23 protein-coding genes are annotated in these 24,563 nt (G+C 70.9%); 11 read left to right on the plus strand and 12 right to left on the minus strand.

The window, feature by feature from the left end; all coding sequences use genetic code 11:
- Window positions 1-8: 8 nt before the first annotated feature.
- The 4 genes from rpsR to DFJ66_RS24120 form a co-directional block, all read right to left on the minus strand.
- Window positions 9-248, minus strand: coding sequence for a 30S ribosomal protein S18 (rpsR, locus tag DFJ66_RS24105; RefSeq protein WP_033428226.1), 240 nt, complete (start codon window positions 246-248; stop codon window positions 9-11).
- Window positions 249-295: 47 nt separating this feature from the next.
- Window positions 296-790, minus strand: coding sequence for a single-stranded DNA-binding protein (locus DFJ66_RS24110; protein WP_121224026.1), 495 nt, complete (start codon window positions 788-790; stop codon window positions 296-298).
- Window positions 791-805: 15 nt separating this feature from the next.
- On the minus strand, window positions 806-1,117 hold the full coding sequence (rpsF, locus tag DFJ66_RS24115) for a 30S ribosomal protein S6 (RefSeq protein ID WP_121231650.1): 312 nt from the start codon (window positions 1,115-1,117) through the stop codon (window positions 806-808).
- A 129-nt stretch (window positions 1,118-1,246) separates the two neighbouring features.
- Entirely contained in the window at window positions 1,247-2,236 is a 990-nt protein-coding gene (locus DFJ66_RS24120; protein ID WP_121224028.1) for a hypothetical protein, read from the minus strand.
- A 151-nt stretch (window positions 2,237-2,387) separates the two neighbouring features.
- On the opposite strand from DFJ66_RS24120, the gene DFJ66_RS24125 reads away from it, so the two are divergent.
- From DFJ66_RS24125 to DFJ66_RS24145, 5 genes are all read left to right on the plus strand, one after another.
- Window positions 2,388-3,158 carry a deoxyribonuclease IV gene (locus DFJ66_RS24125; RefSeq protein ID WP_121224030.1) on the plus strand — a complete coding sequence of 257 codons (771 nt, stop codon included), beginning with the start codon at window positions 2,388-2,390 and terminating at the stop codon, window positions 3,156-3,158.
- Window positions 3,155-4,543 (plus strand): glycosyltransferase family 87 protein, encoded by a 1,389-nt coding sequence (locus DFJ66_RS24130; protein ID WP_211351298.1) that lies wholly within the window; start codon window positions 3,155-3,157, stop codon window positions 4,541-4,543. Before DFJ66_RS24125 ends, DFJ66_RS24130 begins: the two co-directional genes overlap by 4 nt.
- Complete coding sequence (locus DFJ66_RS24135; protein WP_121224031.1) at window positions 4,540-5,178, plus strand: class I SAM-dependent methyltransferase; 639 nt, start codon at window positions 4,540-4,542, stop codon at window positions 5,176-5,178. The genes DFJ66_RS24130 and DFJ66_RS24135 overlap by 4 nt, the downstream gene beginning before the upstream one ends.
- Window positions 5,175-5,561 carry a DUF3052 family protein gene (locus DFJ66_RS24140; RefSeq protein ID WP_121224033.1) on the plus strand — a complete coding sequence of 129 codons (387 nt, stop codon included), beginning with the start codon at window positions 5,175-5,177 and terminating at the stop codon, window positions 5,559-5,561. Before DFJ66_RS24135 ends, DFJ66_RS24140 begins: the two co-directional genes overlap by 4 nt.
- Before the next feature lie 103 nt (window positions 5,562-5,664).
- Window positions 5,665-6,423: a hypothetical protein gene (locus DFJ66_RS24145; RefSeq protein WP_121224035.1), complete on the plus strand. Its 759-nt coding sequence runs from the start codon at window positions 5,665-5,667 to the stop codon at window positions 6,421-6,423.
- A 5-nt stretch (window positions 6,424-6,428) separates the two neighbouring features.
- Here DFJ66_RS24145 and DFJ66_RS24150 read toward each other — a convergent pair whose 3' ends face one another.
- The 3 genes from DFJ66_RS24150 to DFJ66_RS24160 form a co-directional block, all read right to left on the minus strand.
- Complete coding sequence (locus tag DFJ66_RS24150; RefSeq protein ID WP_121224037.1) at window positions 6,429-7,976, minus strand: glycosyltransferase family 87 protein; 1,548 nt, start codon at window positions 7,974-7,976, stop codon at window positions 6,429-6,431.
- A 105-nt stretch (window positions 7,977-8,081) separates the two neighbouring features.
- Complete coding sequence (locus DFJ66_RS24155; protein WP_121224039.1) at window positions 8,082-10,553, minus strand: transglycosylase domain-containing protein; 2,472 nt, start codon at window positions 10,551-10,553, stop codon at window positions 8,082-8,084.
- A 571-nt stretch (window positions 10,554-11,124) separates the two neighbouring features.
- Complete coding sequence (locus DFJ66_RS24160; RefSeq protein ID WP_170199632.1) at window positions 11,125-11,529, minus strand: DUF5318 domain-containing protein; 405 nt, start codon at window positions 11,527-11,529, stop codon at window positions 11,125-11,127.
- Between the two features lie 165 nt (window positions 11,530-11,694).
- Between DFJ66_RS24160 and DFJ66_RS24165 the strand changes: the two genes are divergently transcribed.
- Both DFJ66_RS24165 and DFJ66_RS24170 read left to right on the plus strand, forming a co-directional pair.
- The gene (locus DFJ66_RS24165) at window positions 11,695-12,237 is read left to right on the plus strand and encodes a PadR family transcriptional regulator (protein WP_121224041.1); all 543 of its coding nucleotides are present in this window, start codon (window positions 11,695-11,697) and stop codon (window positions 12,235-12,237) included.
- Between the two features lie 29 nt (window positions 12,238-12,266).
- Window positions 12,267-13,358, plus strand: a complete 1,092-nt coding sequence (locus DFJ66_RS24170) for an inositol-3-phosphate synthase (protein WP_121224043.1) — start codon at window positions 12,267-12,269, stop codon at window positions 13,356-13,358.
- A 57-nt stretch (window positions 13,359-13,415) separates the two neighbouring features.
- Here the strand turns inward: DFJ66_RS24170 and DFJ66_RS24175 are convergent, their stop codons facing one another.
- The 4 genes from DFJ66_RS24175 to DFJ66_RS24190 form a co-directional block, all read right to left on the minus strand.
- Window positions 13,416-14,141: an SDR family NAD(P)-dependent oxidoreductase gene (locus DFJ66_RS24175; RefSeq protein WP_121224045.1), complete on the minus strand. Its 726-nt coding sequence runs from the start codon at window positions 14,139-14,141 to the stop codon at window positions 13,416-13,418.
- A 76-nt stretch (window positions 14,142-14,217) separates the two neighbouring features.
- The gene (locus DFJ66_RS24180) at window positions 14,218-14,820 is read right to left on the minus strand and encodes a hypothetical protein (RefSeq protein ID WP_147459346.1); all 603 of its coding nucleotides are present in this window, start codon (window positions 14,818-14,820) and stop codon (window positions 14,218-14,220) included.
- Window positions 14,821-14,958: 138 nt separating this feature from the next.
- Window positions 14,959-15,846, minus strand: a complete 888-nt coding sequence (locus DFJ66_RS24185; protein ID WP_121224052.1) for a DNA-processing protein DprA — start codon at window positions 15,844-15,846, stop codon at window positions 14,959-14,961.
- A 37-nt stretch (window positions 15,847-15,883) separates the two neighbouring features.
- On the minus strand, window positions 15,884-16,537 hold the full coding sequence (locus DFJ66_RS24190) for an HAD family hydrolase (protein ID WP_121231657.1): 654 nt from the start codon (window positions 16,535-16,537) through the stop codon (window positions 15,884-15,886).
- Between the two features lie 507 nt (window positions 16,538-17,044).
- On the opposite strand from DFJ66_RS24190, the gene DFJ66_RS24195 reads away from it, so the two are divergent.
- The 4 genes from DFJ66_RS24195 to DFJ66_RS24210 all read left to right on the plus strand — a co-directional run bounded on the left by DFJ66_RS24195 (window position 17,045) and on the right by DFJ66_RS24210 (window position 23,235).
- Window positions 17,045-18,178: an MFS transporter gene (locus DFJ66_RS24195; protein WP_281276635.1), complete on the plus strand. Its 1,134-nt coding sequence runs from the start codon at window positions 17,045-17,047 to the stop codon at window positions 18,176-18,178.
- Window positions 18,179-18,238: 60 nt separating this feature from the next.
- Window positions 18,239-20,272 carry a PhoX family protein gene (locus tag DFJ66_RS24200; RefSeq protein WP_121224054.1) on the plus strand — a complete coding sequence of 678 codons (2,034 nt, stop codon included), beginning with the start codon at window positions 18,239-18,241 and terminating at the stop codon, window positions 20,270-20,272.
- Between the two features lie 137 nt (window positions 20,273-20,409).
- The gene (locus tag DFJ66_RS24205) at window positions 20,410-22,494 is read left to right on the plus strand and encodes a PhoX family protein (protein ID WP_121224056.1); all 2,085 of its coding nucleotides are present in this window, start codon (window positions 20,410-20,412) and stop codon (window positions 22,492-22,494) included.
- Between the two features lie 63 nt (window positions 22,495-22,557).
- On the plus strand, window positions 22,558-23,235 hold the full coding sequence (locus DFJ66_RS24210) for an SDR family oxidoreductase (protein ID WP_121224058.1): 678 nt from the start codon (window positions 22,558-22,560) through the stop codon (window positions 23,233-23,235).
- A 13-nt stretch (window positions 23,236-23,248) separates the two neighbouring features.
- Here DFJ66_RS24210 and DFJ66_RS24215 read toward each other — a convergent pair whose 3' ends face one another.
- Window positions 23,249-24,550, minus strand: a complete 1,302-nt coding sequence (locus DFJ66_RS24215) for an amidohydrolase family protein (protein ID WP_121224060.1) — start codon at window positions 24,548-24,550, stop codon at window positions 23,249-23,251.
- Between the last annotated feature and the right edge of the window lie 13 nt (window positions 24,551-24,563).

A 24,563-nucleotide genomic window follows, 5' to 3' on the forward strand; every position in this document is an offset into this window, starting at 1 on the left:
CCCCTTTCTCAGCGAGCGGTCGAGGTGTAGGGCAGCAGCGCCATCTCGCGGGCGTTCTTCACGGCCACGGCGACGTCGCGCTGGTGCTGGGAGCAGTTGCCGGTGACCCGGCGGGCACGGATCTTGCCGCGGTCGGAGATGTACTTCCGCAGCAGGGTCGTGTCCTTGTAGTCGATCAGGTTGGCGTTGCGGTCCTTGCAGAACGCGCAGACCTTCTTCTTGGGCTTGCGCACAGGCGGCTTGGCCATGTGGGGTACTCCTGGATGAAGCGGTGAAGTGAGGAGGGGTGCGGGGTCTAGAAGGGGGGCTCGTCGGAGAAGCCGCCGCCGGAGCCCGCCGGGGGCGCGGAGCCCCACGGGTCGTCCACCGGGGCGCCACCGCCACGGGACTGACCGCCGCCGCCGAAGCCGCCGCCGCCGTCCCCACGGCTCACCTTGTTGACCTTCGCGGTCGCGTACCGCAGCGAGGGGCCGATCTCGTCGACCTCCAGCTCGATGACGGTGCGCTTCTCGCCTTCCTTCGTCTCGAAGGAACGCTGGCGCAGGCGCCCGGTCACGAGCACGCGCGAACCGCGCGTGAGCGACTCGGCCACGTTCTCCGCGACCTGCCGCCACACGTTGCACCGCAGGAACAGCGCCTCCCCGTCCTTCCACTCGCCGGACTGGCGGTCGAAGGTCCGGGGCGTGGAGGCGACCGTGAAGCTCGCCACCGCGGCACCGGACTGGGTGAAGCGGAGTTCCGGATCGGCGGTCAGGTTCCCGACCACCGTGATCGTCGTCTCGCCTGCCATGTCGGAAGGGCTCCCTTACGCCTTGGCTGCGACAGCCTTGGGGGGCTCGCGGCGCAGGACCTTGGTCCGGAGCACCGTCTCCTGCAGGCCGAGCTGGCGGTCCAGCTCCTTCACCGCGTCGGGGGTCGAGGTCAGGTCGAGCACCGCGTAGATGCCCTCGCTGTTCTTGTTGATCTCGAAGCTCAACCGGCGCTTGCCCCACACCTCGACCTTCTCCACGTTCCCGCCGCTGGTGCGGATGACGTTGAGGAACTGGTCGAGCGACGGCGCGATGGTGCGCTCGTCGAGACTGGGGTCCAGGATGACCATCACTTCGTAATGACGCATGAAGACCACTCACCTCCTGTGGACTCGGCGGCCACGGACGTTCCGTGGCAGGAGGGTCGTCGCGTCAGCAACCCGCAGAAGGTAGCAAACAGCCCCCGGGGCAACGCCGCCGGGGGCTGTTCGAGCAGTTCAGGCGACCGCGCGTCGGAGCACCCAGGTCCGGACCAGTGCGCCGGTCACGCACGAGAGCGCGAGGACCGCCAGGAGAACGGGAGCCGCCACGCCGCCGCCGAGCTTGCCGCCACCGGGCAGGGCCTGGGCGCGGCCGGCGGTCTGGACGCCGTCGTTGGACGGGGTCGGCAGGCCGTAGCCGGGCCGGTAGCCGGGGACGTTGCCGCCGTACCGGATGCCGGGGGACGGGGAGAACTGGCCGGGCATCGCGAACGGCAGCGAGCCGTAGCTGAACAGCGGCACGCGGCCGAAGTTCCCGCTGAACGGGTTGCTGCCGTACAGCGGCAGGTCGAGACCGCCCACGCCGCCGACGGGCGTGAACCCGCCGCCCTGGTTGCCGCCGGGCTGACCGGTGCCGGGCTGGCCGGTCCCCGGCTGGGTGCCCGGTTGCCCCGTCCCGGGCTGGGTGCCCGGCTGACCGGGCTGCGTGCCGGGCAGCACCGAGCCCACGGCCTGCTGGGAGGCGTCGGCGAGCGCCTTCGACCCGTCCTGCACGGGTGCCGCGGCGGTGTTCACGCCGGTCACGGTCACGCCGCAGAGCTGCGCCAGGGTGTCCTGCACCCGGCCGGTCAGGGTGGTGATGATCGGCCCGAGCAGCGGGATCTTGTTCAGCTCGGCGTTGACCTGGTTCGCGATCTGGCCGCCGGTGATGACGCCCGACCCGGTGGGGATCGCGCCGATCGGGATCGGCGGCAGGGCGTTGAACGCCGCCTTGAACGGCTCCACCAGCGGCGGTCCGAGCAGCGGGACGGCTCGGACCAGGTCGGCGATGGGCTGCACCACGGCGCCGGGGCTCAGCGACACGGGCGTGCCGGGCGCGCCCTGGACGCTCGTCGCGCAACTGCCGACCACCACCGGCTCGGCCGCCTGCGCGGTGCCCGAGCCGGTCGCCGCGACCGCGAACACCACGGCCACCGCGCCCAACAGCCGGGTGAGTCGGGTCCGCATGGCTGTCCTCCTGCCGCTGCCGCGCACCATTACCTACTTGCAAGTAACGAGCGTACGTCCTCCGGGTGACGCGAGTCATGCGCTCTTTTCACAAAACCCGTATCGGCGTCGGCGTCTGACTCGTTGCAGCACCCGGCTACTCTGCTCAACCATGCGCATCGGGGCCCACGTCCGCGACGACGACCCGCTGGGCGCCGCGGCTGCTCGCGGTGCCGAAGTCGTCCAGTTCTTCCTCGCCGACCCGCAGGGGTGGAAAGCGCCCAAGCCGCACCCCCAGACCGAGGGTCTCCTGGCCTCCGACCTGGACGTCTTCATCCACGCGCCCTACCTGGCCAACGTCGCCTCGCTGAACAACCGCATCCGCATCCCGTCCCGCAAGATGGTCCTCCAGCACGCCGAGGGCGCGGCCAAAGTCGGCGCGAAGGGCCTGATCGTGCACGGCGGGCACGTCGGCAAGGGCGACGACCCGGCCGAGGGCATCGCGAACTGGCGGAAGATGTTCGAGCGGCAGGCCGCCGAGGGCGGGTTCGCCGTCCCGATCCTGATCGAGAACACCGCCGGCGGCGAGAACGCCATGGCCCGCACCTTCGACATGCTCGCCCGCCTGTGGGACGCGGTGGGCGAGTTCGACGCCGGGTTCTGCCTGGACACCTGCCACGCGTTCGCCTCCGGCGAGGACCTGGTGGGCATCGTGGACCGGGTCAAGGCCATCACCGGCCGCATCGACCTGGTGCACCTGAACAGCTCGCGCGACGAGTTCGGCTCCAGCCGCGACCGGCACGCCAACATCGCCACCGGCACCATCGACCCGGAGCAGTTGGTCGCGGTGGTCGCCGCGGCCGGGGCGCCGGCACTGGTGGAGACACCCGACGAAGGGCGGGCGGAGGACATCGCGTTCCTCCGCGAGCACCTGGGCCGATGAGCGTGACGCGGGAGGTGTCGGCCGTGCCCGAGGGGGCGCGCGGGGAGCGGTCGCACCGGTTCGGCCGGACCGCACTGGCCGCGCTGGTCCTCCTGTGCGGGGTGACCCTGCTGCTCGGGTTCGCCAACAAGGACCGCTGCACCGGACCGCGGTTCGACCAGTGGGGCCGCAGCGCGCCCGACTACGAGGAGCGCAACAAGGCCGAGGTCTGCTACTCCGACATCCAGCACCTGTGGATCGGCCGGGACGTGGACCGGCACGTGTTCCCGTACGTGCACGGCAGCATCAACAGCAAGGGCGTCCTGATCGGCGGCACCGTCGAGTACCCCGTGCTGACCGGTCTGCTGATCTGGGCGGGCGCGGTCTTCGCGCACACGGACGCGGCGTTCCTGCTGTTCAGCGCGTTGCTGATGGCCCCGTTCGGGCTGGCGACGGCGTGGCTGCTGGGCAAGCTGAGCCGGTGGCGTGCGCTGCTGTGGGCGGTCGGGCCGCCGATGGTGCTCTACGCGTTCCACAACTGGGACCTGCCGGTCGTGTTCTGCGCGGTCGCCGCGGTCTACGTGGTGCACCGGGGCTGGGGTCGCACGCCGAAACCGCTGGTGGACCGGGCCGTGGTGGCGTCGGTGCTGCTCGGCGTGGGTTTCGCGTTCAAGATCTACCCGGCGGCGTTCGTGCTGCCGCTGTGCCTGTACGTCCTGACCGGCGGTCGCGAGGGCCTGAAGGACGGCGAGCGCTACGACGTCCCGGGCGCGGTGAAGGTCGCGTTCGCCTCGATCGTCACGGTGGTGCTGGTCAACCTGCCGTTCGCGATCGCCGGGTTCGAGGGCTGGCAGGCGTCGTTCACGTTCCAGCAGCTGCGGCGCGTGGACATCACCACCAACTCGATCTGGTTCTGGTCGATGCGGCCGTTCATGACCGACGACACCATGCAGGGCATCGTCGACGTGCTGTCGCCGGTGGGCATCCTGGCGTCGTTCGGGCTGGCGTGCTGGCTGGGCTGGCGGCGGTTCCGGCGCGAGGGCGGCAGCTACCCGTGGGTGCCGGTGTCGGCGGCCATGCTGTGCGGGTTCCTGCTGCTGCACAAGGTCCACTCGCCGCAGTACACGCTGTGGCTGGTGCCGATGTTCGTGCTGCTGCGAGTGCCGCTGGGCTGGGCGTTCGCGTACTTCGCGGCGGACCTCGCGATGGGCATCGGCATCTTCCGCTGGTACTACGCGATCGAGTTCGGCGAGCCGTCGGGCATCTACGACGGGTTCTCCGCGCAGGCCGTGGTGATCGGCGTGTGGGGCCGGGCGGCGCTGCTGGCGGCGCTGTTCTTCGTGTTCCTGAAAGCCCGGGTGACCTTCCCCGAACGCAAGCGATTCCTGCCTAAAGTGGCCTCGTGACCTTCCTGGACAGCGCGCGGACCGCCTACGACACGGTCGCCGAGTCGTACCACGAGACCCTCAAGGACGTCCTCGCCGAGAAGCGGGCGGGCTCGGTGCTGGACCGGGCCATGCTGGGCGCGTTCGCCGAGCTGGTCGACGGGCGCGTGGCGGACGTCGGCTGCGGTCCGGGGCGGATCACCGGCCACCTGGCCGCGCTGGGCCTGGACGTGTTCGGCGTCGACCTGTCGCCGAAGATGGTGGACATCGCCCGCCGCACCCACCCGGACCTGCGGTTCGAGGTCGGCTCCATGACCGGGCTGGACCTGCCGGACGGCGCGCTGGGCGGGCTCGTGGCGTGGTACTCGGTGATCCACGTGCCGCCCGCCGAGCACCCGGGCGTGTTCGCCGAGTTCCACCGCGTGCTGGCGCCGGGCGGGCTCCTGCTGCTGGGGTTCCAGGTCGGTGACGAGGCCAAGCACGTCACCGAGGCGTACGGGCACACGGGCCTCGACGCGATGGCGTACCGGCTGAACGTCGAGAAGGTCACCGCCGACCTGGTCGCGGCCGGGTTCACCCCGCACACGACCCTGGTCCGCGAGGCGACGGAGGAGTACGAGAAGACCCCGCAGGCCTACGTCCTGGTGCGGCGGTGACGGGCTACTCGGGCAAGCCGCTGCACGTGAAGCTGGGCGTCAAGCCGGGTTCCCGGGTGCTGCTGGCCGGCGCGCCGAAGGACTTCGGCCTGGACTGCCCGTTCCACCGCCGCGCCGGCCGCGACCCGTACGACGTGCAACTGGTCTTCTGCCCGGACCGCGCGGCCCTGGCCCGCCAGTGGGACACCGCCGTGTCCCGCATGACCACCGCCGGCGCCCTGTGGATCGCGTGGCCGAAGAAGGCCTCCGGCGTGCCCACGGACCTCGACGAGAACGGCGTCCGGGACCACGCCCTGGCGCACGGCCTGGTGGACGTGAAGGTGGCCGCGGTGGACGAGACGTGGTCCGGCCTCAAGCTGGTGCGCCGCCTGTCCGACCGCTAGCCGGGTGTGCGGGACTGTCCCAGACGGCCTTTCCCCTGGTCGGACGTCCGGTCGGACGGCTTGTGTCTGGTCGCGGAAGATCCACGACCAGGAAGGCCTCCCCATGCGACCACCACGGACCTCCACGACCGCCCGCACCGGCAGGGTGCTCGGGCTCGCCCTGGCCCTCGCCGCCACGCTCGGCGTCACCGGCCTCGCCACCACGGGTCCCGACATCACGCCCGTCGCCTCGGCCAAGGACGCCAAGGGGCTCGAGAGGGTCAAGACCAGCACCCGCTACGACCAGGTGCACTGGCAGAAGGTGCCCGGCGTGGGTGGCACGACCTGCCTCAAGACGCGCATCCAGGGCACCATCCAGTACGAGTACGACTGGGTGAAGTTGGCGCCGTCGAAGGCCGTCCCGGTGCTGCGCAGCGCGACGATCGTCGCACCCAAGGTGACCGTGTCGGCGTGGAACGGGTGCGCCGGCGCGGCCCGCAAGCCGGTCAAGCTGAGCGGGACGTCGTTCGAGCAGCGCTGGTTGAACGCCGACAGGTGCAGCGCCAGCGGGTTGGCGCTGAGCGCGGGCGGCCCGCCGTGGGCCGTCACCGTCGGCACGACGATCAACTGCGGCCGGAGCGAGACCCTGAGCCGCAGGAGCGACTTCGCCAGGACCGACAACGACTTCCAGGAGTCCAACAACGACGTCCGCATCGCGATCCAGGACAGCGCGATGAAGACGAAGGGCACGACCAAGACCGGGCAGTGGAAGTGCACGCGGGTCGAGGTCGGCGGCCGGGTGGTGAAGTCGAACAAGAACGACAACTTCGGCCACACCTTCTACCCGTGCATCCACCTCCCCAAGTTCCGCTGGTACGAGTAGGCCGCCTAGGCGGCGTGAGCAGGCGCACGGCGCCCGAACCGCAGCACCCGGCGGTCGGGCGCCCCGTCCAGGAACCCGCCGCACGGGTCGTCGTCGCCCGCCCGGCGCACCAGGTCCAGCGACGGCCGGTAGATCTCGCGCACGATGAACGCGCACAGCACGACCACGGCCACGTCCCGCACCAGCACCGCGCCCAGGAACCAGTCGATCGGCAAGCCCTTGTTCTCCACGCCCAGGTAGAAGAACATGCGCGGCACCCACACCAGGGCGTCCACGACCATCCACGCCAGCAGCAGCCGCCAGCGCGGCAGCGCCAGCACCGCCAGCGGCACCAGCCACAGCGAGTACTGCGGGCTCCACACCTTGTTCGTCAGCAGGAACGCGGCCACCACCAGGAACCCGAGCTGGGCCAGCCGGGGCCGGGTGGGCGCGGACAGCGCGATGAAGCCCACGGCGGCGCAGCAGATCAGGAACAGGGCCGCGCTGACCGTGTTCAGCACCTCGGGCGCCTGGCCCTGCACCAGACCGGGGTCGAAGCCCTTCCAGTCGGTCCACTGGGCGACCACGTTGTACAGCGAGTCCGGGTCCACGCCGCGCTCGGTGTTGAGCCGGAAGAACTCCCGCCAGCCCGCCGGGTACAGGTAGGCGATCGGCGCGTTGACCGCGGCCCACGTGAACAGCGTCGTGGCCAGGGTCGTCAGCCCGGCCTTCATCCGGTCGGCCCGCCAGCACAGCAGCAGCAACGGCCCGAGCAGGAACAACGGGTACAGCTTCGCCGCGCCGCCCAACCCCAGCAGCACACCGGCGAGCACGGGCTTCTTGCGCGCCCAGGCCAGCATGCCGGCGGTGGCGAACGCGGTGGCCAGCGTGTCGAAGTTGGTGAACGCGTGCACGATGACCAGCGGCGACACGGCGACCATCGCGGCGTCCCACACCCGCCGCCGCGCCAACCGCGCCACGGCGTAGGCGGTGACCAGCCACGCGAACCCCAGCCACAGCGCGGTGATGTCGAAGTACACGATCACCGTCATCGGGTTCGGCAGCCAGCCGCTCTCCGCGATGCGCGTCCAGCCCTGCGCCATGCGCGCGTTGAGCCACTGGAACAGCCCGGTCACCACCGGGTACTCCATGTACCGGACGTGGGCGGTGGGCTTGCCCTCGTCATCGATCCACGACGTCTTGTAGGGGAACGTGCCCGGCTTGTCCAGCCGCTCCGCCGTGTACAGCGGCACGGTGTCCGAGTAGCACATGGCGGTGAACTGCTTGCTGCCCCGCCAGTCCAGCTGCACCACGCCGTTGGAGTCGGTGTACTGCTGCACGCACGGCGACTTCTGCAGGTAGGCGAAGCTCAACGTGACCACCGCGAGCAGCAGCACCACCCGCAACGGCGTCCAGAACCACTGCCGGCCGACCGAGGCGTGCCTGCCGACCGGCCCGCCGAACGGCCTGGACACGGCCCGCGCCAGCGGCTCGGTCCACGTCGGGTACACCCGCTCCTCGGGGCTGAGCGAGTCCGTGTCGTCGGCGTCCGTGCGCTGCGAAGGGCTGACCACGTGCCGGATGCTACGGGCAGCGGCCGTCGGCGGGCGTGAAGAAGGTGCGGAAAAGCCGTGAGGCCCGGCGCGTCGGCCGGGCCTCACGGGGCGTCTCGTCGGTGGCTATCTCGTCGGTGGACTGCCGCCGCCGATCGGATCGGTCGGCTGCGTGGTCGTGGTCTGGCAGAGGAAGCCGCAGCTCGACGTCTTGGTGGGCTTGGGAACGGTGGTCGTCGGCTCTTCCCGGCCAGTGGTGGTCGGACGGCCCGTGGTGGTGGGGTCGTCCTGCTTGGGCGTTTCGGTCGTCGGCTTGATCGACGGCTTGGTGTTCTCGTACTGGCCCATGGGCTTGGCCTTCGGGAACTTCTCCATGGGCGTGCCCTCGAGGGCGCGGTCCATGAACTTCTTCCAGATCTCGCCCGGCAGGCCCGCACCGAAGATCGACTTGCCCTTGGAGTTGATCAGCGGCTTGTTGCCCTCGTTGCGGCCCATCCACACGGAGACCGACAGCGACGGCGTGTACCCGACCATCCACGCCTTGGAGTTCTGCTCGATGCTGTCCGGGAGCTCGTGGGTACCGGTCTTGCCGGCGCACTCGCGGCCGCCGGCGCAGGTCAGGCTGGAGTACGTCAGCACCGGCTTGAGCGACTCGGTGACGTTGTCCGCGATGTCCCGGCTCTTCTCCGGGTCGTCGCCGAACGCGACACGCGACTTGTCGACGTGCGTGTAGACGTTCGCACCTTCCGCGTTGGTGATCTTCGAGACGAAGAACGGCTTGTGGTAGGTGCCCCGGGACGCGAAGGACGCGTACGCGACCGCCATGTCGAACGGGCGCACCTGTGCCTCACCACCACCGATGGCGATACCGGTGCCCGGAGGGCCCCCGTTCTCCCCGACCAGCAGCTTGTGGTCCTTGCCCTCGATCGGCACGTCCCGCGGGATGCCCGCCTCGAAGGCGGCGTCGGCCACCGCCTGGGTGCCCAGCTCGTTGGCGACCATGTCGTAGAACACGGTGTTCAGCGACATCCGCATGGCGTCGCGGATCGAGCACTGCTTGCCGCACTCGTTGTTCTTGTCGGAGGCGTTGCGGATGACGATGTCGTCCTCCGGCCCGGGACCACCCGGGAACGTCTTCGGCGAGACGCCGTCGTAGGTGGAGCCCAGACCCTTGCCCCGGTGCAGCGCCGCGACCAGGTCGAACGGCTTGAACGACGAGCCGGCTTCCTGGATGGTGCCGCGCGCGTAGTCGATGCCGTTGCCGTCGGCGCCCGCGTAGTACGCCTTGACCGCGCCGGTGTTCGGGTCGATGGCGGTGAGCGACTCCTTCAGCTCCTGCGGCTCACCCTCCATCACCTCCCGCACGACGTCCTCGGCCGCGGTCTGCATCTTCGGGTCGATGGTGGTGTGGACGGTGACGCCGAGCTGGTGGGCCCGCGTCATCGGCCAGTCCTCCTCGGCCATCTCCGCGATGATCTGGTTCTGGATCAGCAGCCGCGTGCCGTCCAGACCACCCGACTGCACCTCGGACAGGGCGCGGGGCGTCGGGAACGGCTCGGTGTCCTTCTGCTCCTGCGTGATCCAGTTCCACCGCAGCAGCTGGCCCATCACGTAGTCCCAGCGGCCTTCGACGTACGCCTTCTCCTCGGACCGGCCGGGGTTCTGGATCATCCCGGCGAGCAGCGCCGCCTCGGACTGGGTGAGCTTGTCCAGCGTCTTGCCGAAGTAGACGTTGGCCGCTTCCTTGATGCCGTACGCCGAGCGGCCGAAGTAGACCGTGTTCAGGTAAGCGGTCAGGATGTCCTTCTTGTCCTGCTGCTCCGACATCTTGTAGGCCTTGACGACCTCGGTGAACTTGCGGCTCAGCGTCTCTTCGTCGTCCTTGCTCGCCTGCTTGACGTACTGCTGGGTCAGACCCGATCCACCGCTCTTCCGGCCGGTGACCTGGTACCAGCCGGCGCGGGCGATGGCGCGGAAGTCGAAGCCGGGGTTGGTCTCGAAGGTCGGGTCCTCGGCCGCGAAGACCGCCTTCTTCACCGTCTCCGGCAGTTCCTCGTACTTGACCAACGTCCGGTTGCCGCCGCTGGGGGCGATCTTGGACATCTCCGTGCCGTCGGAGTACAGGATGGTCACGGCCTTGATCTGGTCCGCGGCGACCTGCTCGGGGTTCGGGACGTCGACCAGCTGGTAGGCGATCGCGAACGCGACGATCGGTCCGAGGATCATGAGGGAGAGGCCGACGTACGAGACGCGCCGGACCCGGCGCCAGATCTTCTTCCGGCGCAGGGCTTTCTCCTCCTCCGGCGTGAGCTCCTCGTCGTACTCGTCGTCGTAGAACGGTTCGAGCTCGATCTCGTCCTCGCGGTGCGTGAGGAGCTCGGGCTCGCGGGCGACGGTCTGGTGGACCGGGGGCAGCAGGTCGGTGGGCTCCTCACCGGGGCGGCGCGGGCCGCCGGGGCCGCCGGCCGGGGGACGGCCCGGGGGCACGGGGCCGCCGGGACCGGGGCCGCGCATGCCGCCGGGAGGCGTGTTCGGGCGCAGCGGGCCGCGGGGGACCTGCCGGGTGGCGTTCGGGTCGGCGTTCGCCGCGGACGGCACGCCGGGACGGCCGGGGCCGCCGGGGCGTGGTGGCTGGTCGCCGAAGCCGCCGGCGCCAGGTGCGCCGCGACCGGGAGCGCCGGGTTCGGGTGCGTGACGTCGGCCACCCTGGGGGATGCCGCCGGGCGGAGTGCCGGGTGCACCGCCGCGGGGGATGCCACCGGGAGGCGTGCCGGGGCCGCCGCGGGGGACGCCGCCCGGTGGCGCGCCGCCTACCGGGGGGCCGCCCGCGGGCGCGCCGCCGCGCGGGATGCCGCCGGGGGGTGTGCCCTGGGGTGGGCCGCCCGCCGGCGGGCGTGCGAAACCGCCCGGCGGGGTGCCGTGGCGCGGCTGGCGCTCGAAACCGCCCGGTGGCGTGTTCGGACGGTCCGGCTGATCGGCTGCCCCGCGGCGGGGTGCCAGGCGGGCGTCCGGGTCCTCACCCGTCGGCCACTGCGGCTCCGCGCCACGGTGCCTGTCGTCATGCTGGTCGTTCACGAAATGGCCTCCCAGACCGGCGTGCGGTCGCACGCGGTTCGGTGGTCGTACGCCGTCGCCTTCGGCAGCGACGCCCGTGGCCGGAGCAGCACGTTCACTCCGCCGCGGTCCTCCTGCGCGGTTTGCGAGAGTTCACCCCGCGCGTTCCCAGGACGTATGACTGCACCAGGTGGTTCCAACTACATGTGCGGCAGACCTCGACCACGTACACGGTGAACTCCTCGAAGAGGTTCGCCATGCGGGTCAGCTCCTCGACGGTGCGCGCGGACCCGGCCGCGTGCTTGAGCTCGTCGCCGTAGACCCAGGACACGAGGGTCAGGGGTTCCTTGCGGCAGACCGGGCAGGTGACCTCGCTCGGCCGGCCGTGGAACTTCGCAGCTCGCAGCAGGTACGGGCTGGCGTCGCAGACCTCCATCGTGCCCACCCGGCCCGCGTAGACCTCCGCCAGCAGCGCGCGTCGCTGCAAGGCGTAGTCCACCACCTGCCGTTGGGTCAGCACGGGACCAGAGTACGTGGCGGCAAAACCCCTTCGATGGGCCGTTCAGGGCAGTGGTCGCGATCACGGTGTGACCTTGTGCTCCCCACCACATCTCGACGCGCGGACGGATGTATCGCGCCGATATACTGAACACACCCATCGGGCAGCGTGTGCGGGAGGTGACGAGTGCTGGAGTTCGCCATCCTCGGGCTGCTGCACGAGGCGCCCATGCACGGGTACGAGCTGCGCAAGCGCTTGCACGAGCTGCTGGGGGCGTTCCGCGCGTTCTCCTACGGAACGCTGTACCCCACGCTGCGCCGTCTGCAACGCGCCGGGTGGATCGTCGAGGAGGCGCCGGAGGAGGCCCGCACCTGGGGTCGTCGTGCGCGCAAGGTCTACAAGCTCACCGCCGAGGGCAAGGAGCGGTTCGCCGACCTGCTGTCCAACGCGGGCCCCCAGACGTGGGACGACGACTCGTTCGGCGTCCACCTGGCGTTCTTCTCGCGGACCCCCGCGGAGATCAGGATGCGCATCCTCGAAGGCCGGCGGCGCCGGGTCGAGGAGCGGCGGGAAGGGCTGCGGACGGCTTTAGCGGGCGCGAGCGAGCGGATCGACCGCTACACGCGCGAGCTGCACCGCATGGGGTTGGAGAGCACCGAACGCGAGGTGCGGTGGCTCAACGAGCTGATCGCGCACGAGCAGGCCGAACAGCGCGAGCGGGACGAATGACAGACGTAGAACACAAAGGAGGACTCGGCATGGGCGACAACCGCCGCACCGTTCGAGTGGCCATCGTCGGGGTCGGCAACTGCGCGGCGTCGCTGGTGCAGGGCGTCCAGTACTACCGCGACGCGGACCCGAGCACCCGCGTGCCCGGCCTGATGCACGTCCAGTTCGGCGAGTACCACGTCCGCGACGTCGAGTTCGTCGCCGCGTTCGACGTGGACGCCAAGAAGGTCGGTGTCGACCTGTCCGAGGCGATCGTGGCCAGCGAGAACAACACGATCAAGATCGCGGACGTGCCGCCGCTGGGCGTCACCGTGCAGCGCGGACCCACCCTCGACGGCCTCGGGAAGTTCTACCGGGAGACCATCGAGGAGTCCGACGAGGCGCCGGTGGACGTCGTCCAGGCGCTGCGCGACGCCCAGGTGGACGTCCTCGTGTCCTACCTGCCGGTCGGCTCCGAGGAGGCGGACCGCTTCTACGCGCAGGCCGCGATCGACGCGAAGGTGGCGTTCGTCAACGCCCTGCCGGTGTTCATCGCCTCCGACCCCGAGTGGGCGCGGAAGTTCGAGGAGGCCGGCGTCCCGATCGTCGGCGACGACATCAAGTCCCAGGTCGGCGCGACCATCACGCACCGCGTGCTGGCCAAGCTGTTCGAGGACCGGGGCGTCCAGCTCGACCGGACCATGCAGCTCAACGTGGGAGGGAACATGGACTTCCTGAACATGAAGGAGCTGGAGCGGCTGGAGTCCAAGAAGGTCTCCAAGACGCAGGCCGTGACCTCGCAGGTCGACCGCGAGCTGGGCAAGCGGAACGTGCACATCGGCCCGTCGGACTACGTGGCGTGGCTGGACGACCGCAAGTGGGCGTACGTGCGGCTGGAGGGCCGGGCGTTCGGCGACGTGCCGCTGAACCTGGAGTACAAGCTGGAGGTCTGGGACTCGCCGAACTCCGCGGGCATCATCATCGACGCGGTGCGCGCGGCGAAGATCGCCCTGGACCGGGGCATCGGCGGCCCGATCCTGTCGGCGTCGTCGTACTTCATGAAGTCGCCGCCGGTGCAGTACTCGGACTCCGAGGCGCGGGACGCCGTCGAGGCGTTCATCCGCGGCGAGGTCGAGCGCTAGATCACTTTGTCGACAAACGCCCCCGTGCCGCGGGGGCGTTTGTCGTGTTTTCGCTGGTCAGCGCTTGGACAGCCGCAGCGACTGCCACGACCCGTCGGCGGTCCAGCCGCCGTCGACCGGCAGCGCGACCCCGTTGATGAACGACGACCGCCTGGCGTCGGCGAGGAAGAGGACGGCCTGCGCGATGTCGTCCGGGTAGGCGAACCGGCCCATCGGCACGTGGTCGGTGATGTCGGTGTCGCCGTAGTGCCCGCCGGCCTGCGACTCCACGTCCATCTCGGTCTTCACCCACCCCGGGCACACGGCGTTGACCCGCACACCCCGCGCACCCCACTCGACGGCGAGCGTGCGCGTCATGCCCACGAGCCCGTGTTTCGTAGTGTTGTAAGCCGCCCGATCCGCCACACCCCGCAGCCCCGCCACGGACGCGATGTTCACCACAGACCCGGAGCCCTGGTCGAGCATCTTCCGCCCCAACGCCCGGGTCAGCAGGAACGGCCCGGTGAGGTTGACCGCGAGCATCCGCTGCCACTGCTCGACGGAGGTTTCCTCGAACGGCCAGATCCCCGCGATCCCGGCGTTGTTGACCAGGACGTCCACCCGCTCCAGCCCGTCCGCGAGCCGCTGCACGTCCGCCTCGGACGAGACGTCCCCCACCACGCCGCCCGGCGTCTCCCGCAGGTCGAACCCGACCACGCGAAACCCGTCGTCCCGCAACACCTCGGCCACCCGAGCCCCGATCCCCTGAGCAGCCCCGCTCACCACCGCAACCGGTTGATCCATGCCGGTGAGGCTAGGTCCGCCCGCTCGACCTGGGCGAGGTCCGCGCTTCGGGTCTTGCTCTGCGCACCAGCACCGCTCACGCGGTTCCGCAGAGCACGCACACGTCCCAGCCGAACTGGTGGTCGCGCGCGAACCGCAGCACACCGGCCGCACTCGCGTCGTCGGCGTCGAGCCTCCGGCCGATCACGAGTCCGGCCACGCGGCCGGCACGCGCGCGTTCGAGGGTGATCGCGGCGGACTGCAGGCTCGCTCCCGACGTCCACGTGTCGTCCACGAGCAGGATGTGCCTCCCGGACACATCGGCGTGGACGGTGACCGACTCCGGACGGACCGTGCGGTGGTCGTTCCCGCCGGTGGCGGACATGACCTCGACGAACCGGCCGCTGGTGCGCATCACCGTCTTGCCGAGGATCACCGCGAGAGGGTGCTGCCCGTTCCTCTGCCGCGTGCCCGGGGCGATCGTGACGAGGTCGAACCGTTCCACGCCGGCAGTTGCGGCGAGGCACCGCTCGTGGCTCGCCAGGAATGTCGCCAAGGCGCTGGCGAGGTTGTGGGCGAATTCCTTCCGCACGGTCGGCGAGCCGTTGTACTTGTAGCCGCTCAGCTCGCGGGTCAGCTGGGTGCCGCTGATCGCGAGCGAGATGGGGACCACGACGTCCGCCAGTTCGTCGCCGTACAACTCGCGGTGCCTGTTGCACTGGTAGCACCGGGGAAGCCGTTCGTGCCGCGGTGGCACACCGAGCAGACCGACGGACCCGCCGGTGACGGCGTCGTGAGGACGTTGCGGTAGCTCTCGCTGCGGCTGACCGGCCCCATCTCAGACGTCGATCAGTTCCGGCACCTCGGCGGTCAGTTCGTCCACCACCTGGATCAGGTGGTCCGGGCCCTGCAGGACCGTGGTGTTCGGCCGCTCGGCCATCTCCCTCCCCCAGGTCGTGCCCGCGACCACCTCGGGGAGGAGGAACACGTGCCTGCCGTGCTCCAGCGCCATCCGAGCCTGGATGCGGGTGCCGCTGTGCTCGCCCGCCTCCACGATGACGGTTGCGACGCCGCAGCCGCTCATCACGGCGTTCCGCATCGGGAAGTGCTGTTTCGCCGGACCGGCGTCGGGCCAGAACTGGGAGACGACTGCTCCTCGGCGGGCGATCTCGTCCTGCAGCGCCCGGTTGGCGGCCGGGTAGCAGCGCCGCAATCCCGTGCCGACCACGGCGACCGTCCGCCCGCCCGCGTCCAGCGCGGCCCGGTGCGCGGCCGCGTCGATCCCCGCCGCCAGGCCGCTCAAGACCGTCACGTCGTGCCGGACCAGCGCTGTCGCGACCTCCCGCGCGATGTGCAGCCCGCGTTCGCCGGCGGCGCGGCTGCCGACGACGGCGACCGCCCGGTCGTCAGGGTCGAGCGTGCCGCGGACCGTCAGGAACGGAGGGCGCTGGTGGACCATCAGCAGCCGGACCGGGTAGTTCGCGTCGAGGAGGGTCACCAGGTCGATGCCCTCGGTCGCCCAGTCCTGGATCTCGCGCTCGATCTCCGCCAGCCGTGCGGCGACGTCGACCTGGGCGTGATCGAGGGTGGGCTGGTCGGGGGTGAGCAGGTGGTCCAGGACCGCCAGCGCCGAGCGAGCGTCCTCCACGGCGGTCGACACGTCGGCCCAACGCCGCCCGCTCTCGCGGAGAGCGAGCAGGAGGGCGGCCTGTTCGCGTCTCGTCACTTCGCCATCCTATCGAACGTGCGTTCGAGTCTGCGGGTCATTCACCCGGACGTGTCGAGGCTAGTGCAGTGGGCAGTTCGGAGAGCGCGCGCAACACCGTGACCTCGGCGAGCACGGCTGGGTCCGGCGGGAAGTGGGGGTTGGGGACGGCGTACACGGTCATGCCGGCGGCCAGGGCCGAGCGCAGGCCGTTGATCGAGTCCTCCACGGCCGCGCACCTCGATGCGGTCACGCCGAGCTTCTCCGCTGCCAGCAGGTAGACGTCGGGTGCGGGTTTGCCGGCGCCGGCTTCTTCGCTGGACAACGCGACCCCGACCACATCGGCCAGGCCGGTGGCGTCCAGGAAGGACCTGATCAGGACCGGTGGCGACGAGCTGGCGATGGCGACCTGGTGGCGCTTCGCCACCTCGCGGACCACCTCGACCGCGCCGGGCAGCACGGGTGGGCCGGCCTCGTAGCGGGTGGCCATCTCCTCGACCACTCCGCGCGCCACCTCGTCGGGGGTCAGGCGCACGCCGACCTCGGTGACCAGGTAGGACGCCCACTCCGGGGTGCTCATGCCCTGCATGGCGCGGGTCGAGGTGGGTAGCCAGGTGCCGCCGTGGCGGGTCGCGAAGGCTCGGCGCACCTCGTCCCACACCGTCTCGGAGTCCACCAGCACGCCGTCGAGGTCGAACACCACCGCATCCACGCCCGTCACGGTAGGTGCAGTTGCGTGGGTGCGCCTCCACTCGTCACGGGTCGTCTTCCTCATCGCCGGTCAGGGCTCGAACGTCGAACGCGGTAGCGAGCCGCTCGCCGGCGAAGGGCGCAACTCCGATCCGACCGAACGCGACTCGCCTCACCGCTCCGGAACCGCAGCTGTACCCAGCGATCTGCGGCGTCGGGGTGGCGGGCGCGGGGGTGCCCAGGCCGGGTTGGTGGGTGGGCTTGGTTGGTGGGTGGTCAGGTCCGCGCCGGCTGTGAGGACAGTTACTTAGCTACCCTAAGCAAAAATATTTAGTATGGTGAAGTGAAATTTTCCGACCGACTCCCAGGGCAGCAAGGACAGCCGGCACGGCCAGACCAACAGCCGGGGCAACAGCCAGACCGACAGCCGGGACAACAGGCGGGACAACGGCGGGCACAACAGGCGGCACGCCAGCCGGGACAGGGCCGGCGGCCCAGGCGGGCGCGGCTTCCGCGGCAGCCTCGCCAGGTGTGGGTCACGGCGTTCGCCGCGGTGATCGCGTTCATGGGCATCGGGCTCGTCGACCCGATCCTGCTGTCCATCGCCGAAGGCCTGCACGCCACGCCGTCCCAGGTCACCCTGCTCTTCTCCTCCTACCTCGGCGTCCAGGTCGTCGCCATGCTGTTCACCGGCGCCGCCTCCGCCCGCTACGGCGCCAAGCGCACGCTCGTCGCCGGTCTGGCCCTGATCGTCGTCGCGACGCTGCTCTGCGCGCTGGCCGCGAACATCACCCAGCTCGTCGCCCTGCGCGCGGTCTGGGGACTGGGCAACGCCTTCTTCATCGCCACCGCATTGAGCGTCATCGTCGGCGCGGCCTCCGGCGGGCAGAAGGGCGCGATCCTGCTCTACGAAGCCGCCCTCGGGCTCGGCCTGTCCGTCGGGCCGCTGCTGGGCGCGCTGCTCGGCTCCCTCTCGTGGCGCGGGCCGTTCCTCGGCACGGCTGTGCTGATGGCCGTCGCGTTCGTGCTGTGCACGGTCTTCCTCGTCAACGACAAGCCCTCGCACCGGATCGGTCTGCTCGACCCGCTGAAGGCGTTGCGGCACCCCGGACTCCTGCGCACCGCGCTCGGCTCCGCCCTCTACACCGGCGCGTTCTTCGCGGTCCTGGCGTGGTCGCCGTTCGTGCTGCACTACAGCGCGGTCGCGATCGGGCTGATCTTCTTCGGCTGGGGCGTGTGCGTGGCGATCTCCAGCGTGTGGCTCGCGCCGCGCTTGGCCGACCGGGTCGGCGAACGCCGCGCCACCATCGCCGCCGTGCTCGCGTTCGCCGTGCTCATGCTGGTCATGGCCGTGCCGAGCAAGCCGCTGCTGGTGGTCGGGGTGATCGTCAGCGGCCTGGTCAGCGGGCTGCTCAACACGCTGTTCACCGGCACCGCCATGAGCATCAGCCCGGCGCCGCGCCCGGTCGCCAGCGCCGGCTACAACTTCCTGCGCTGGCTGGGCGGCGCGCTCGCGGCGACGTTCGTCGGGCACCTGGCGCAGCCGTTCGTGGTCGCGGCGGTGGCGTGCGTGCTGGCCGCCGGACTCCTCGCGATCGGCCGGACGAAGGACCGCGCGATCACAGCCGAGGACGTGCTCGTCGGTGAAGAACTGATGGGTTAACAACCGGTGAACGGCCGTCTACGGTCAGTGCACCCGATCTGACCGTAGGGAGCGCAGACCGTGCGACACCTTCCCCTGCTGCCCAACCACTCCCCGGGCCGTGCGGCGGTGACCTGCCGCTACCGCTGCGGCGACGCCTGCTTCCACGAGGCACCCAACACCTCCGCCAACCCGTACTTCGGCGACCTGCTCAGCCGGCGGGCGGCGATCAAGGCGGGTGTCGTCGCCACCGCCCTCGCCGCAGTCCCGGCCACCGCGTCCGCCGACGCGGAAGCCGCTGGAACGGAGGCCGCCGAAACGGAGGCCGCCGACGCGCCGGCGACCGGCGACCGGCACACCCCGGGCCTGAACTTCACCCCGGTGCAGCCGAACACCCGGGACGAGGTCGTGGTCCCCGAGGGCTACCGCCAGGCCGTGGTCATCCGCTGGGGCGACCCGCTGTTCCCCGACGCCCCCGAGTTCGACTTCGACCACCAGACCGCCGCCGCCCAGGCCCGCCAGTTCGGGTTCAACTGCGACTTCGCCGCGCTGCTCCCGCTGGACGCCTCCGCGCGCACCAACCTCCTGGTGACCAACCACGAGTACACCAGCGAGAGCTTCATGTTCCGCGGCTACGACCCCGCGAACCCCACCCGCGAGCAGGTCGAGATCGCGTGGGCCGCGCACGGCCTGTCCGTGGTGCAGGTCGAGCAGCGCGGCGGCCGGCTCACGCCCGCGTTCTCCCGCTACAACCGCCGCATCACCATGACCACGCCGTTCGAGCTGCGCGGCCCGGCCGCCGGGTCCGAGTACCTCAAGACCTCCGCCGACCCGACCGGCACCAAGGCGTTGGGCACGCTGAACAACTGCGCCGGCGGCGTCACCCCGTGGGGCACGATCCTGTCCGGCGAGGAGAACTTCAACCAGTACTTCGCCAACGGCGGCACCGACCCGCGCCGCACCCGCTACGGCATCCCCGCCGGCGCGACGACCCGCAAGTGGGAGCGGTTCGACAAGCGGTTCGACCTCGCCCAGGAGCCCAACGAGGTGCACCGCTTCGGCTGGGTCGTCGAGATCGACCCGAACGACCCGGAGTCCACGCCGGTCAAGCACACCGCGCTGGGCCGGTTCAAGCACGAGTGCGCCAACGTCCGCATCGCCCGCGACGGCCGCGTGGTCGCCTACTCCGGTGACGACGAGCGCTTCGAGTACATCTACAAGTTCGTCTCCTCCGGCAAGGTCCGTCCCGGCACCAGCAGGTCCGCGCGCCGGCACAACATGACCCTGCTCGACGACGGCACCCTCTACGTGGCCCGGTTCCGGGGCGACAGCGACCCGGCCGAGATCGACGGCACCGGCAAGCTGCCCGCGGACGGCACGTTCGACGGCCGCGGCGAGTGGATCCCGCTGGCCCGCGGCGACAAGTCCTATGTGGACGGCATGACCGCCGAAGAGGTCTACGTGTTCACCAGGCTGGCGGCGGACAAGGTCGGCGCCACGAAGATGGACCGCCCCGAGGACATCCAGACCCACCCGCACACCGGCACGGTCTACTGCGCGCTGACCAACAACGTCGACCGCGGCAAGCCCGGCAAGGAAGGCGCGACCGAGCCGAACCCGCGCACGTTCAACAAGCACGGCCAGGTGCTGGAGTTGCGCGAACGCGGCGGTGACGCGCTCTCCTCGTACTTCTCGTGGAACCTCGTCCTGGTCTGCGGCGACCCCGCCGACCCGGGCACCTACTTCGCCGGCTACGACAAGTCCAAGGTCTCGCCGATCTCCAGCCCCGACAACGTGGCCTTCGACCGCCACGGGAACCTGTGGATCTCCAGCGACTCGGCGGGCGCGCTGAACGGCCTCAACGACGGCCTGTACGCCATGCCCCTGCACGGCCCGGAACGCGGCCACCTCAAGGCCTTCCTCACCGTGCCGCGCGGCGCGGAGACCTGCGGCCCGGTGATCACCGACCGTTTCGTCACGGTCTGCGTGCAGCACCCCGGCGAGGTGGACGGCGCGTCGGCGGACAACCCGGCCTCGCACTGGCCCGACGGCGGCGACTCCCAGCCGCGCCCATCCGTCGTGGCCGTGTGGCGCGACGGGTTCATCGGGGCCTGACACAGCTAGTGAGCAGCCGGTTCCGGTCGGCAAGGGCTTGAGGTGTTCGCCTGCCGTTCACCCGCAAGTCCCCTGGATGAGGGGTTGTGAACCTACGTTCGCCCAGGTTCCCACCTGAAGCGATCTCGGAGGTCCGCGTGTCCTCGTCCACCGATCGGGGCCGGCGACTGCTGCCCCTGCTGCCCAACCACCCCCTCGGGCGGTCGGCGATCACCTGCAAGTACCGCTGCGGCGACGCCTGCGCGCACGAGGCGCCCAACACGTCCGACAACGCCTACTTCGGCGACGTGGTCGGTGAGGTCGTGCGCCGGCGCGGTCTGCTCAAGGCCGGTGCCGTGCTCGCCGTCGCGGGCGCGGGTGTCGGGCTCGTCGGTGCGGGCACGGCCGCCGCGGACCCGGCCGCCGACACCGAGGTGGAGGCGCAGCGCCGGGGTGGTGGCCGGGACGGGCTGAACTTCGAGGCCGTCGCCCCGAACACCGAGGACCGGGTCGTCACGCCCGAGGGCTACGAGTCGGCGGTCGTGATCCGCTGGGGCGACCCGGTGCTGCCGGGCGCGCCCGAGTTCGACTTCGACCACCAGAGCGCCGCCGCGCAGGCCAAGCAGTTCGGGTTCAACAACGACTTCTGCGGCCTGGTCCCGCTCAACCACTGGAACCGCTGGCTCATGGTGAGCAACCACGAGTACACCAGCGAGGAGTTCCTGTTCAAGAACTGGGACGCCAACAACCCCACCAAGGAGCAGACCGAGATCGCGTGGGCCGCGCACGGCCTGTCGGTCGTCGTGGTCGAGCGCGACCACCGCAGCGGCAAGCTGCTGCCCAAGGTCGACAAGCACTTCAACCGCCGCATCACGGTCAAGTCGGAGTTCACGCTGACCGGCCCGGCCGCCGGCTCGGACTACCTCAAGACCTCCGCCGACCCGACCGGCACCAAGGTGCTCGGCACGCTGAACAACTGCTCGGGCGGCGTCACCCCGTGGGGCACGATCCTGTCCGGCGAGGAGAACTTCAACCAGTACTTCGCCAACGCGGGCACCGTCACCGACCCGGTGCAGAAGGCGCGGCTGGCCCGCTACGGCCTGTCCGGCACCGCCACGACCCGCAAGTGGGAGCGGTTCGACAAGCGGTTCGACGTGGCCCAGGAGCCCAACGAGCCGCACCGGTTCGGCTGGGTGATCGAGGTCGACCCGCTGGACCCGACCTCCACCCCGGTCAAGCACACCGCGCTGGGCCGCTTCAAGCACGAGGGCGCGAACGTCATCGTGGCCCGCGACGGCCGCGTGGTCGCCTACATGGGTGACGACGAGCGCTTCGACTACATGTACAAGTTCGTCTCCGACGAGCGGTACAAGCCGGGCAACAGCCGCCACGCCCGCGAGCACAACAAGAAGCTGCTGGACAAGGGCACCCTGTACGTCGCCAAGTTCACCGGCGACAGCCCGGTCGCGGAGATCGACGGCACCGGCAAGCTGCCCGCGGACGGCGAGTTCGACGGTTCGGGCCAGTGGATCCCGCTGGCGGCGGGCGACAAGTCCTTCGTCGAGGGCTTCACCGCCGAAGAGGTCTACATCTTCACCCGCCAGGCCGCGGACAAGGTCGGCGCCACGAAGATGGACCGCCCCGAGGACGTCGAGCCCAACCCGCGCAACCGCCGCATCTACGCCGCGCTCACCAACAACACCGACCGCGGCAAGGCCGGCAAGGAAGGCGCGACCGAGATCGCCCCGCGCGTCAACAACCGCCACGGCCACGTGCTGGAGATCGAGGAGAACCGCGGCGACAACACCGCGCTGACCTTCTCGTGGAAGCTGCTGCTGGTGTGCGGCGACCCGACCTCGGCGGACACCTACTTCGGCGGGTACGACAAGACCCAGGTCTCGCCGATCTCGTGCCCGGACAACGTGGCCTTCGACTCGCAGGGCAACCTGTGGATCTCCACCGACGGCAACGCCCTGAAGTCCAACGACGGCCTGTTCGCCGTGCCGGTGGAGGGCAAGTACCGGGGCCGGGTCAAGCAGTTCCTGACCGTGCCGAAGGGCGCGGAGACCTGCGGCCCGGTCGTGCAGGACGACTTCGTGCTGGTGTCCGTGCAGCACCCGGGCGAGATCGACGGCGCGTCGGCGAACAACCCGCTGTCCCACTGGCCCGACGGCGGCACCTCCCAGCCGCGCCCGGCCGTCGTGGTGACGTGGAAGAAGGACAAGGGCCGCATCTGCGGCTGACCCGGACGTGGACCCGGGCGGGTGACCCCCGCCCGGGCTCACGGCACGACCTAGGGTCGGGGCATGAGCGATCGACCCGTGGCACTGATCACCGGCGCGTCCCGAGGCATCGGACTCGCCGTCGCCCGCCGCCTGGCCGACACCCACGACCTGCTGCTCGGCGGCCGGGACGCCGACGCCCTCGCCGAGGCGGCGAAGACGGGCGGCACGCCGTGGCCGGTCGAACTGACCGACTCCGCCGCGCTCGCCGAAGCCGTGTCCGAACTGGACCGGCTCGACGTCCTGGTGCACAGCGCGGGCATCGCGGAACTCGGACCGCTGGCCGACGCCACCGCCGACACCTGGCGCCGCACCCTCGACGTCAACGTCGTCGCGGTCGCCGAGCTGACCCGGCTCGCCCTGCCGCTGCTGCGCGCCGCCCGCGGTCACGTGGTGCTGGTCAACTCCGGTGCCGGGCGGCAGGCGAACGCGAACTGGGGCGTGTACGCGGCGAGCAAGTTCGCCCTGCGCGCCTACGCCGACGTGCTGCGGGCCGAGGAGACCGACCTGCGGGTCACCACCGTCTACCCCGGCCGCACCGACACCGACATGCAGCGCGGGGTCCGCAGCCAGGAGGACGGCGAGTACCAGCCGAACCTGTACCTGCGGCCGGAGTCCGTCGCCGACGCCGTGCACGCGGCCGTGACGGCGGCGGACGACGCCCACGTCACCGAGATCGTCGTCCGCCCCCGACCGCGCTAGCTCCCGCCGGCGCTCAGCGCAGGCGCTTCGACACCGCCGCGACACCCGCCTGGGCCGCACGCCGGTCCACGCGGGTGGTCTCGCCGTCGGCCACGACCTGCTCGCCGGCCACCCACACGTCCTTGACCCGCCGCGTGCCCGACGCCCACACCAGGTTGGCCAGCACCTGGTCGTCCGGCGCGTCCAGGCCGGTCGCGAACGCCGGGTCGTCCACGTCCACGTGCACGACGTCGCCCCACCGCCCGGTCTCCAGCACGCCGATGTCGTCACGGCCCAGCGCCGCCGCACCACCCCGGGTGGCCAGCAGCAACGCGTCGGCCGCCCGCATGGCCGTGGCGTCCAGCGTCGTCACGCGGGACAGCAGGGCCGCCAGCCGTGCCTCCTCGAACAGGTCCAGGTCGTCGTTGGACGCGGGGCCGTCCGTGCCCAGGCCGACCTTGACGCCCGCGTCCAGGTACGACCGGACCGGCGCGATGCCCGACGCCAGCTTGGTGTTGGACCCCGGGCAGTGCGCCACGCCCACGCCGTGCCGGGCGTAGATCTCCACGTCCTCGGGCGACAGGTGCACCGAGTGCGCCGACAGCACCCGCCCGCCCAGCACCCCGTGCCGCTCCAGCAGCTTCGGCACGGACCCGAACGCCTTCCGCTGCTCGACGTCCTCCTCGGGCGACTCGGCCACGTGGATCTGCAACAACGCGCCCCGGTCCCGCGCGAGACCCGCGATCTCGCCGAGGGCCTCCGGCGCGATCAGGTACGCCGAGTGCGGCCCGTAGGACAGCTCGATCCGCTCGTGCGGCCCGAACCGCAGCCCGTCGGCGTCGATCCACCGGGTGATCTCGTCGGTCATCGGCCGCCACGGCAGGCCGGGCAGGTCCATGATCGCCGCGCCGAACACCACCCGCGACCCGGCGTCGAGCACGGCCTGGGTCAGCTCGGGGCCGTGGAAGTACATCTCGGAGCTGGTCGTCACGCCGTTGCGCAGCATCTCCACCGCGCCCAGCAGCATGCCCGCGCCGATGTCGGCCGGCGACATCTTCGCCTCGGCGGGCCACATGGCCTCGCGCAGCCAGCGCAGCAGCGGCAGGTCGCCGCCCAGGCCGCGCAGCACCACCATCGGGCTGTGCGCGTGCGTGTTGACCAGGCCGGGGATGAGGATGCCGGTCAGCCGGCGGACCTCGCCGTCGAACGCGGGCGCGTCGGCGGCCGGGCCGACGTGGGTGATGCGGCCGTCCACGACGTCGACCACCGCGTCCCGCAGGACGGAGCAGGACGGATCGCAGGGCAGGACCACGGGGGCGTGCAGGCGCAACGACATGGAGCCGATCCTG

Origin of the sequence: Saccharothrix variisporea (assembly GCF_003634995.1) — a bacterium.
In the GTDB taxonomy this organism is placed as follows: Bacteria; Actinomycetota; Actinomycetes; order Mycobacteriales; family Pseudonocardiaceae; genus Actinosynnema; species Actinosynnema variisporeum.